This is a genomic window from uncultured Mucilaginibacter sp., from assembly GCF_903893715.1.
Taxonomy (GTDB): domain Bacteria; phylum Bacteroidota; class Bacteroidia; order Sphingobacteriales; family Sphingobacteriaceae; genus Mucilaginibacter.
Genome location: NZ_CAITNG010000095.1, coordinates 1 through 2391 on the forward strand (window position 1 = coordinate 1; position 2391 = coordinate 2391).

1 protein-coding gene is annotated in these 2391 nt (G+C 37.3%); it reads left to right on the forward strand.

Translation table 11 applies throughout. The annotated features are described in order from the left end of the window. Positions 1–1064 precede the first annotated feature (1064 nt). The gene (locus QZX97_RS10945; RefSeq protein WP_295664648.1) at positions 1065–1223 is read left to right on the forward strand and encodes a hypothetical protein; all 159 of its coding nucleotides are present in this window, start codon (positions 1065–1067) and stop codon (positions 1221–1223) included. Positions 1224–2391 lie beyond the last annotated feature (1168 nt).

Below are 2391 nucleotides of genomic sequence, written 5' to 3' on the forward strand. Positions count from 1 at the left end.
CACCCAACCAAAGTTTAATAAATTTCATTTCTAGCCATTACACAAAGTAATGGAAGAAATGTATCAAAAACTCTAAATTATTACACGAGGGTAATAATTCAAACATTCTTCGTGACTAGACCAGCTAGCCGCGAAGTTGAGCTTGAAGCTTACAGCTCTTATCTGAAATAGATTTATTCTTAGCTTTCACTACTAATGTGAGTTGCCCGTTCCCTACCTCAACGTTTTTTTTTATCCGTATCCGATCGAGGTACAATTAGTATCAATAGATATACAATCCAATAGGCTGTATAGTTCATTTATTCAAATTCAAGTTTAAATAATTTCTTAAATTTCAGAATTGTGGATGCTGTATAATTCCTAAGTATAAATCGGGTATCATATGGAGTAGCATTCCCGTAGTCGGGAATGCCTGTGCCTACACCAATTCATAACTGAGATAACCTTTTACAGCAGGAACGGCGCCAAGAGCAGCATTTAATTTACCTAGCAAACCCGACAATTTTCGGTGAAGTAAGACATTTAAAAAAAATTTCTAGAACCAAAAATTAGCCAATAAAAATATGCGCATCTGTGATTCGTTCTTAATCAATAATAAAAATCCCGGGCAACGCCGGGAGCAAAATGTAGCTAGTATGCTATATGCTGATGTCTGGTGTGTCAAAAATTATCTTGTCTTCATACAGACAATATGGTTAATATATCGAATTATCTGTACTTTGAAATAGAAAAAATGCTCTTTCACAAAATCTTAATGAGATAATCATACTTTTTTTTCGGCGGATTTGGATTCTGAAGTAGGGTGTATTTCACGAACAAAAATAGCAAGAGACAGAAACAAAGCCATCGTTCTTTAAAATATTGTAAAAATTGTAACATCATTTTGAGGAAGCATATTATGAAGAAAAAGAAACGTTGGAATAAATGTATCTGATTTTAAGTTTCGAATGGATTATTTTTGATGAAAATTCCTTTTATTTTCCACCACCACCACCGCAACCCCAAGGGCCACAGCCGCCCCCACCGCCGCCGCCATTTCCGCCGCCGCCACCACCACCGCAGCCATGTGGGCCACAGCCACCACCTCCGCCTCTGCTGGTTATGAGGCCACTGTGGTCAGGGCCAATTGTAAAAAGACCGGGAACGCCGGGGACGACGTGGAAGGCGGGAAAACCGTGGCCGACGGGGAAGCCGTAGACGCCGTTGTAAACGCCTATAAATAATTTAAAAAATCAATAATCAATTTACCAATTTAAATTTGTTTACATACCACAACCACCCATATTACTAATGTACGAAGATATGATAATATATGATATATACAATACCATTGAAGCCAAGAGGAATGGCATTAGCAAAGGCAGACACAGCTAGCAGGACGCACGCGATCAGCTATTTTACAAAATGGATTTAGGCCTACTTAGCTCACAATTAAATGAGAATTTGATTTAACTATTAAAATTTTTACCAATATACGATGAGTTGCCATGATAGGTCTTCGTAGCACAATGTCGTTTTCACTGTGCTGGTTGATGGTTGACTGTCGTGAATTTTTCGGCTTTTATACTCTTTTACAGTTTTCGGTAACCCAACAATGCATCTGAGCTTTATTACAAAACGTCCGAGTAATATATTTGCTGGGTTTTCCCACCGTGTATAGTGAACCTGATGTGTCATTGACTTCAATTCACTCTTGTCCCTGTGCTTGGAGACAAGAACCGAGCAAAAAATTTCGTTTATTCCGGTTGCCGTCCAAACTACTTTTATTTAACAAGTCTAAAAGTGATTGACCCTTCCCTCCAGCACTTAAAAAAAAAACAAAGAAAACAAATAGAAAAGGCTACATTTCCGCGTGCCGAGTACCAAAAAGACCTCCCATTCAATCACTACCCAATCATGATGACGGTGGTCCAATAACCAAAAAATCACACACGAGTAGTGGTTATGAAAGTAGTGGTGGTAACCTACTTATCATTTCCTACTTATGGTGGGTCAAGCGACCTTCAATATTTTACCTCCTTATACGTTGTTCTTACTTATTTGTAAGAAGGGAAACGAACCTACTTACAATCAAGAAAACCCACTTAAAACGCTTGCTATAAAAAATACTTTTTAATATATATATAAACTCTGAGAAAAACATGTTTACTAAAAGTAAACATAGGTTTAGCCACCACGTCCAAAACATTTTTGTTTGCAAACGTTTTTTTGAAATAAAAGGGTGGGTAAGCAAAAAACGGTTTTGTGATTTAATGAACTTAGTAGAACAGCGAATGTTCTGTGTATCGTGTTACGGTTAGTATATTTCATTTAGCACAAAAGTTGCAATTAATGAATGAAAAAACTAAACATAATGTTTTAAACTTGATGGCTACACCCGATGTTTACTGC

Excerpts from the sequence above, each read along its gene's own strand:
- QZX97_RS10945 (WP_295664648.1), top strand. The coding sequence starts at position 1,065 with ATGTGGGCCACAGCCACCACCTCCGCCTCTGCTGGTTATGAGGCCACT.